A 7,010-nucleotide genomic window follows, 5' to 3' on the forward strand; every position below is an offset into this window, starting at 1 on the left:
CACCGCCACTATTTTAATTTCAAGTAAAATAATTATAACATCTTCAAACTCCTTTATCAACCTCTAAAATTTCACATTATTTATTGGTTACCAATTTCAATCCCTCTTTATGAACCTATCGATCTTTGCCCTTTTTTCTTTTCTATAACATTACCCCACGTAGCCGATATAAACATTCCCAAAATTCCACCGCTAAAGTCAATTATTATATCAAGAACATTAGAGGTTCTGTTAGGTATATATTTTTGTATAAACTCATCTATCACAGGAAACATTAAAAGTAGAAATAGCAACATCCATATTTTATTACTTCTTTGTAATTTAGACTGCCTTACTATAGAACATATCAATAAACTAAAAATGAAGTATTCAAAAAAATGTGCATTTTTTCTCACATAATAATTAACATCATTGAATTTAACCCCTACTTTTTCTATGTTAGCTGAAGAAATGTTCAAGACCCTGCCTGCAAAATCTATGAGACCTCTACTACTTTTTTGAGATGTCTCACCTGGTCTTGTTCCATTATAAAAGATTAATCCTAACCAAAAAACACATAATAAAATCTTCGCTATCGTCTTTCTTTTCAATACAATCTTCATAAATTTCTCCTAACCTTTAATGCTGTCATTAATTTTTTAATAAAGTATATTATACCATATATTAATTATAATAAGTATCATGTAACGACGGGTCCTAACAATTTTACAAAACTTTAATATTTCTCTAGTTCTATCCTGCTCTTTCGTTTCAGTTTGAGTACTAGCTTGGGTACTAGCTTGGGTACTAGCTTGGATAGTCAACGGAATTATCGTCTTAAAAACATCACCTTCTATAAATATAGGCTCTGCTTCAGAATATATTTTATTGTATTCATATATATTGCTAACAATTAGTCTTATCTCATTGGAACTGTTAATCTATTAATAAACTTTGCCATACTGTAAAATGCACTAATATAAACCCTGTTTATATTATAGTAGCTATCAGTTACACCTGAGAACCCATTGTCTGTACTGATACCTAAGTTATATCCAGCTGCACGTACTGCACTCGCAGTTGAGCTGTTGTATGCACCACAAGGATATGCAACATGCATAACTTTTTTAGCTAACAACTTTTCTAACATTGCTTTAGATTTTTTTAGGGTAGCTACTTGTTTAGTATAGTTTAGGAGAGATAAGTTGTCATGATTCGCAGTATGACTCGCTACTATAAAGTTATCTTTATCCATTATCTTAAGTTGTGAGGAATTTAAAAAGTTTGTATGACCTATGCAGTTTGTAATCATAAATACAGTTGCTTTCTGACCGTTAGCTTTTAACAATGGATAAGCTAATGTATAGTTGTCTACATATCCATCATCGAATGTTATAACTACTGGCTTTGATGGTAGTGCTATATGTTTTGACATAATACTTATATCGACTATAACATTTTTTTCTTAATATAATAAAGTAATATTTACCTAATATTGTTAAAAATCCCATTAAAAAATTAAAAGCAATTATGTAAATATTTATTTTTAAAAAACCGCACAAATAATTATTACTGCATATATATTAAGTGAAAACAAAATAAAAGGAGTGATTAATTATGGCAGTTGTATCAACAAAGGTAGCAAGTGTTTTAAAACTTACAATGAAGACAGGTATAGACATCAATGGCAAAGATGTATTTGTTACAAAAAGTCTAGGTAATATAAGGGTTAATGCAGTTGACGAAGATATTTTCGTTATAGGACAGGCTATTTCTAAACTCAAAACTTATCCATTAGTTGGCATGGACAGACAAGATCAGAATAGCTTAGTTATGGAATAGGACTTTTAAACATTTAAGATCTAGTACCAAAACAAATTAATTTAAAGGGGGAAAATTATATGCATAAATTAGTTATGAGATTTTTAACAAGTATTGAGGGTAAGTATTTTACGTTAAGTGTAGACGACATTAAAACGGATGGAGATGGAGCACCAACTATAACTGAAGCTGAGGTAAATACTCTTATGGATTTAGTAGTGTCAAAAAACATCTTTTTATCAACTAGTAGTGACTTAATTGGTAAGAAAGATGCTAAAGTAGTTACTACTGATACTAGCTCATTTGAAGTAGCTTAACTAATACTCGAGTGATTCTAACACAAATAAAACTCTCAGAGTTAAAATCTCTGAGAGTTTTATTTGTGTTTAATTTATATTTAATTTATATTTTATTAATTTTGCAGGAACACGAATTAAGGAACTAATTTGCTCAATATTTAGTTCACCATATCCTTGATCTTTAATATCATTATTGATTAGAATTTCGGCAGCAAATTTATCTGCTTGAATTTCAAATTTGTTTTTAACTTGCAATGGGTTTTCAATAAAGTAACTTATAGACATATTGCTATGAAGAATTGCATGACCAAGTTCATGAGCACAAACATATTTCATTTCATGTTCTTCAATCTCAGAATTTATGTGAATCATTTCACACCCATGTGTTCTCTGAAAAAATCCTTTTATTTCATTTCCAAGATTACTTAATATAATTTTTATGTTCAGATGTTCACATAGTTCAAACGGATTTAAAGTACCATAGGTTACAAACAGAGATGAAACAGTTTCTTTAATAAAATTCATTGAATCCCCCTAAATAAAAGCATTATTTGTTTTCTTCATTTTGCACTCTTTCTGCATAAGTAATTCCAATTCGTATAGCATTTGCTAGCGCTATTTTACTTGCCTTTGATAACATTTCTCCGTTTAACATAAGATCTGGCTCTGAAAAAATAATATCCATAGCATCTCTTACATCCGTTATTTCAGCAAAATCTGATGTTGGAGTTTTAGTAATATCTATAGCTTGTTCTTCCTCATCTACAAAAAAGCCTAAAGGAACTTCACACTTTTCTGCAATTTTATTTAAAAGAACATAGTTAGGATAAATTCTACCATTCTCAATATCACCAATATATCCTCTTGAAAGTTCTAAATCCACTGCTAACATGCTTTGAGTATATTTCCCACCAATTATTTTGGATTTGTGCTTACGCGCTTTGTTTACTAATAAACCAATTTCTTTTTTAGATAAAACCATAACTACACCTCCAATAATAAAATTATGAAGTAATTATACGTCAATGACGTTATTATGTCAATAAATTGAAGATAAATATAGTAAATAAATGTAAACAATGGATAATAACTACTTAAGAGGTTATTCGTCGTTAAATGACGTCTTAATGGTTTTACAGGTAATACATTTTATGGTATATTGAATTAAAGAAGTTAATAAACGTCGTTATATAGTTATAGGGGGTATAAAAATGATATTAGAAACACTTAATACACTTACTTGGTATAAAAAAATGGAAGTTTTAAGAGTAATGAAAGGATGGGGTCAAAGACAAGCCGGACTAAAATGTTTTACAACCAATAAAAATTATTGGCTCTGGGAAAAGGGTAAAAGTTATCCAAACCATTCAAGTAGGAGTTCAATAGCAAAAGCTTTTGGAGTAAACATGGAATATTTATTCCCTCCAACTGATAAAATCACAAGTAATTTTATAAATAAAAAAAATGACAATAAAAATTAATTAAAAGGAGTAATAAATAATGGCTAAATATAGACAGCTTTATACGGAATTTTGGACTGATGCATTTGTGCTTGAGCTAGATTCACAGGAAAAACTTTTTTATTTGTATCTTTTAACGAATACAAAGTCTACGCAGTGTGGAATATACGAGCTATCGCCTCGACTTATTTCACTAGAGACAGGATGTGACAAAGTAATTGTAGCCGACCTACTTAAAAAATTTTGTGATTATAACAAGATTTTATACAGCGCACAGACGAATGAAATTATGGTATTAAATTGGATCAAATACAACGTTCCAAATAACTCCAATGTCCTTGCTTGTATAAAAAAAGAAGCTCTGAAAATCAAAAGTAAAGTATTACTAAAAATATTATATGAAAAATATGAAGCTGCCGGATTAGATGTAAATGATATTTTCAAAGGAATCATTGTAAACGTTGCACCAATTGATGAAAATGCTATAGGTCCTATGGACTCAGAAAATTCAGAGGATCAAAACAATAATACAATTGTTATGGATGTTGCCAGCAAATCAGGTGAAAACTCAATTATTAAGCCCCTTAATAGCCCCTTGGTAGGGGCTATAAAGAGCCTACCAAGTAATAGAATAAGAAGTAATAAGCAAGAAGTAATAAATAAGGAACAAAAAATAATAAATAAAGAAGAAGTAGAAGTAGAAGAACTAGTTTTCGAAGAAAAAGTAATTACTAAATCAGAAAATACTGCTGCTACTGCTGTTGAAATAAAAACTATAATTAAAATATTTGAAGAAAATGTACATGCTATCACACCTTTGGTATATGAAAAAATACTAGATTTTACTAAGCTCGTAAGTGATAAAGTCATAATTATGGCTATAACCGAGGCCGTTAATTATAATGCCAAAAGCATTAAATATATCTCACAAGTTATCAATAGCTGGATAAGCAAAGGCATAAAAACTGCTGAGCAGGTAATTGCCTATCAGAAAAAATGGACTAGCAGTAGCAGAAGTAGCAGCAACTATAATGAATCTCGTTACGTGAAAAGTGAAAGATTTTGCGACTACGAACAGAGAACCTACGATTTTGATCTTTTGGAAAAACAACTACTTGGGATAGCTTAATAAATAAGAAATTAAAAGGCGGTGCTGTATCTATGGAAAAACTTGTTGAAAAAGCTAAAAACGGCGACAGAGGTGCTACAGAGCTTATAATCGGAAAGTTTAACTACCTTATATTCAAAGAGTCTTCAAGGTATCACATTCCAGGCTATGACACCCAAGATTTAATTCAACATGGTTATCTTTCGGTGATAAAAGCTATAGCCCTATATAAACTAGGCAGTAACAGCTTTAACGGGTATTGCATCAACGCCATAAGAATGAACTTTAGGGCACTTTTAAAAGGAGAAATTAAGCACTTTCGCGAAGTCCCAAACAGTAATATGATAGACTTTGACGCCCAGGAGCATTATGAATTCACCTTGGAGGATGAAGTAATCGCCTACGATGAGGCTAAGAATTTATATATTGCTCTTAATACTCTTGAGCCATTTGAACGTTACATCATTGAAAGATATTATATTATGGGACACTCCCTTACAGAAATAGCTAGCACAACTGATAAAAGTTATCATCAATATGTGAGGATTAAGAAAAAAGCCCTTGAAAAATTAAAAGCAAATATGTAGATATTTATTTTTAAAAAAACTCAAAAATAAAACTCTCAGAGTTAAAATCTCTGAGAGTATTATTTATGCTATATCTTGTCTGTTATGGATGTACCATCAGATTTGGGACCTTTCTTTGAAAATCTTTTACCTAATATGAATGGCATATAATTGTTGATTACATAAATTATTGGGATCATAACTATCAAAGTTACCCCCACATGTATTATGCCATTTAACGTTACTATATATGATTTCTCACTACTTAAAAAACTAATATGTGTTATTACTTTATCGATGATTGGATATAGTATCATTTGATGAAACGCAAAAAATATTATACTGTTTTTGCCTATATATATTAGTAATTTTGATTTCGGTAACAATCTACAAAAAATTAATGCTGCCATAATTCCAGTAATAGCTGACCCAAAGAATAAGAAATAATTACCGTATGTAATAGAAGACATATCCACGCGAGCATTTATATAAAGAACATTCAAATGTCCTATAATTACATTAATAATTAAAAACACAACTAAGTATTTTATACTCACAAGTTTACTTACCTTGTTTTCCATCCCTTTTATTAAATAACCTATACCGTAAAATACTACAGCAATAAATGCTACATCAAAGCTCCAAGGTAATGGCTTTCCAATATAAGTGTTGTAGATACCTCCAATAATTGCGCTAACTACTAAACATGTGATAATCTTTCTTTTATCATTTTTAGTCCATTTAACTATTAAGAAAAACATCATCTCACACATAAACAAACAAACTATAAACCACAGTGTTCCATTATGTAGAGTACCATTGTTATATCTTAATGGTATGAGTGTTCCAATAAGTGATTTTAAAGGACTAACGTCTTGTTTATTATTGAATACAAAAAAATATATATACTCAATAAAAGAAAAACAAAAATACGGTATACCTATAGTTATAATCCTCTTTTTTAATAATGCTGAGAATTTATTATATTTTACATTTGAAAATAAATATCCTGACATAAAGAAAAATAACGGTACATGAAATGTGTATACTTCCGCTTGAATAGGCAGCAAAATAGGCGCATGACCAAACATAACCAAAATCATTGCAAATCCCTTCGCCATATCAATCCAATTCAGTCTCTTGTTTTCCATATTAATTTGTTCCTCCTATAATAACCTTTTATTCGACATATTATCACATAAAAGAGAAGAACAACAAATAGCTTAAAAGGATTTACTAGCTATACTTCTTGTCATACAGTAATATTAGCGCTTTTCCTTAAGATTCCACCCAATTCCTATTATTATCAAGAAAATAATGAGAACGACCCATAAATTGTTAAATAAGTAATTCACTTAAGTGTTGTATTCCTTTACATTAAGACTTATAATCTACTTATAAGGTTATGTTAGAAAAATTTATTAATAATTTTATTACGAAAGGGTGTAAAAGTTATGATAAAATTTGTAATTATTGCAATTGTATTAACTAGTACATATATTATATTAAGTAGTTTAATGAAAGCAGCTGGTAAATCTGCTCCTACAATGCCAACAATCATCCCCACAATCACCCCTATTTCAACACCATTAGCATTTCAAGTTTTTAACCACGTTAGATCTCACTGCATTTAAATGTATATTTAAATAATTTTTTATATAAAGAAGGGGCTGTCTCAAAATGATTAAAAAATCATTTTAAGAGATAGCCTTTTTTTCTTATTAATTTTAATAAAAACATTAAAAAATTACTCTTTTAATGTTTTTTTTTAATGCTA

At 29.6% G+C, this 7,010-nt stretch carries 11 protein-coding genes; 5 read left to right on the plus strand and 6 right to left on the minus strand.

Annotated features, from left to right (window positions below):
- Positions 1 to 107: 107 nt before the first annotated feature.
- Both KPL37_RS00935 and KPL37_RS00940 read right to left on the minus strand, forming a co-directional pair.
- Positions 108 to 602, minus strand: coding sequence for a VanZ family protein (locus KPL37_RS00935; RefSeq protein WP_216145320.1), 495 nt, complete (start codon positions 600 to 602; stop codon positions 108 to 110).
- Between the two features lie 296 nt (positions 603 to 898).
- A complete protein-coding gene (locus KPL37_RS00940) occupies positions 899 to 1,414 on the minus strand; it encodes a polysaccharide deacetylase family protein (protein ID WP_216145322.1) in 516 nt (171 codons plus the stop codon).
- Positions 1,415 to 1,596: 182 nt separating this feature from the next.
- Here KPL37_RS00940 and KPL37_RS00945 point away from each other — a divergent pair, with 182 nt between their 5' ends.
- Both KPL37_RS00945 and KPL37_RS00950 read left to right on the plus strand, forming a co-directional pair.
- On the plus strand, positions 1,597 to 1,821 hold the full coding sequence (locus KPL37_RS00945; RefSeq protein WP_216145324.1) for a DUF1659 domain-containing protein: 225 nt from the start codon (positions 1,597 to 1,599) through the stop codon (positions 1,819 to 1,821).
- Between the two features lie 59 nt (positions 1,822 to 1,880).
- Entirely contained in the window at positions 1,881 to 2,117 is a 237-nt protein-coding gene (locus KPL37_RS00950; protein WP_216145326.1) for a DUF2922 domain-containing protein, read from the plus strand.
- Between the two features lie 69 nt (positions 2,118 to 2,186).
- Here the strand turns inward: KPL37_RS00950 and KPL37_RS00955 are convergent, their stop codons facing one another.
- Positions 2,187 to 2,624, minus strand: a complete 438-nt coding sequence (locus tag KPL37_RS00955; protein WP_216145328.1) for an ImmA/IrrE family metallo-endopeptidase — start codon at positions 2,622 to 2,624, stop codon at positions 2,187 to 2,189.
- 22 nt (positions 2,625 to 2,646) lie between these two features.
- Positions 2,647 to 3,081: a helix-turn-helix domain-containing protein gene (locus KPL37_RS00960; RefSeq protein WP_216145331.1), complete on the minus strand. Its 435-nt coding sequence runs from the start codon at positions 3,079 to 3,081 to the stop codon at positions 2,647 to 2,649.
- Positions 3,082 to 3,310: 229 nt separating this feature from the next.
- Here KPL37_RS00960 and KPL37_RS00965 point away from each other — a divergent pair, with 229 nt between their 5' ends.
- From KPL37_RS00965 to KPL37_RS00975, 3 genes are read left to right on the plus strand one after another with little or no spacing between them, the layout of a single operon-like run.
- On the plus strand, positions 3,311 to 3,580 hold the full coding sequence (locus tag KPL37_RS00965; protein WP_216145333.1) for a helix-turn-helix domain-containing protein: 270 nt from the start codon (positions 3,311 to 3,313) through the stop codon (positions 3,578 to 3,580).
- A gap of 19 nt (positions 3,581 to 3,599) precedes the next feature.
- A complete protein-coding gene (locus KPL37_RS00970; RefSeq protein ID WP_216145334.1) occupies positions 3,600 to 4,688 on the plus strand; it encodes a DnaD domain-containing protein in 1,089 nt (362 codons plus the stop codon).
- A 32-nt stretch (positions 4,689 to 4,720) separates the two neighbouring features.
- Positions 4,721 to 5,254: a sigma-70 family RNA polymerase sigma factor gene (locus KPL37_RS00975; protein ID WP_216145335.1), complete on the plus strand. Its 534-nt coding sequence runs from the start codon at positions 4,721 to 4,723 to the stop codon at positions 5,252 to 5,254.
- Between the two features lie 68 nt (positions 5,255 to 5,322).
- Here the strand turns inward: KPL37_RS00975 and KPL37_RS00980 are convergent, their stop codons facing one another.
- Positions 5,323 to 6,384, minus strand: a complete 1,062-nt coding sequence (locus tag KPL37_RS00980; RefSeq protein WP_216145336.1) for an acyltransferase family protein — start codon at positions 6,382 to 6,384, stop codon at positions 5,323 to 5,325.
- 257 nt (positions 6,385 to 6,641) lie between these two features.
- Positions 6,642 to 6,800, minus strand: coding sequence for a hypothetical protein (locus KPL37_RS00985; RefSeq protein ID WP_216145337.1), 159 nt, complete (start codon positions 6,798 to 6,800; stop codon positions 6,642 to 6,644).
- Between the last annotated feature and the right edge of the window lie 210 nt (positions 6,801 to 7,010).

The sequence above is a fragment of the Clostridium frigoris genome (assembly GCF_018861865.1).
Lineage (GTDB): Bacteria > Bacillota > Clostridia > Clostridiales > Clostridiaceae > Clostridium_AD > Clostridium_AD frigoris.

Bases quoted from the DNA above. Each gene is read 5' to 3' on its own strand.
- KPL37_RS00960 (WP_216145331.1), bottom strand. From the start codon at position 3,081: ATGGTTTTATCTAAAAAAGAAATTGGTTTATTAGTAAACAAAGCGCGT.
- KPL37_RS00950 (WP_216145326.1), top strand. From the start codon at position 1,881: ATGCATAAATTAGTTATGAGATTTTTAACAAGTATTGAGGGTAAGTAT.
- KPL37_RS00975 (WP_216145335.1), top strand. From the start codon at position 4,721: ATGGAAAAACTTGTTGAAAAAGCTAAAAACGGCGACAGAGGTGCTACA.
- KPL37_RS00980 (WP_216145336.1), bottom strand. From the start codon at position 6,384: ATGGAAAACAAGAGACTGAATTGGATTGATATGGCGAAGGGATTTGCA.
- KPL37_RS00945 (WP_216145324.1), top strand. From the start codon at position 1,597: ATGGCAGTTGTATCAACAAAGGTAGCAAGTGTTTTAAAACTTACAATG.
- KPL37_RS00955 (WP_216145328.1), bottom strand. From the start codon at position 2,624: ATGAATTTTATTAAAGAAACTGTTTCATCTCTGTTTGTAACCTATGGT.
- KPL37_RS00940 (WP_216145322.1), bottom strand. From the start codon at position 1,414: ATGTCAAAACATATAGCACTACCATCAAAGCCAGTAGTTATAACATTC.
- KPL37_RS00970 (WP_216145334.1), top strand. From the start codon at position 3,600: ATGGCTAAATATAGACAGCTTTATACGGAATTTTGGACTGATGCATTT.
- KPL37_RS00935 (WP_216145320.1), bottom strand. From the start codon at position 602: ATGAAGATTGTATTGAAAAGAAAGACGATAGCGAAGATTTTATTATGT.
- KPL37_RS00965 (WP_216145333.1), top strand. From the start codon at position 3,311: ATGATATTAGAAACACTTAATACACTTACTTGGTATAAAAAAATGGAA.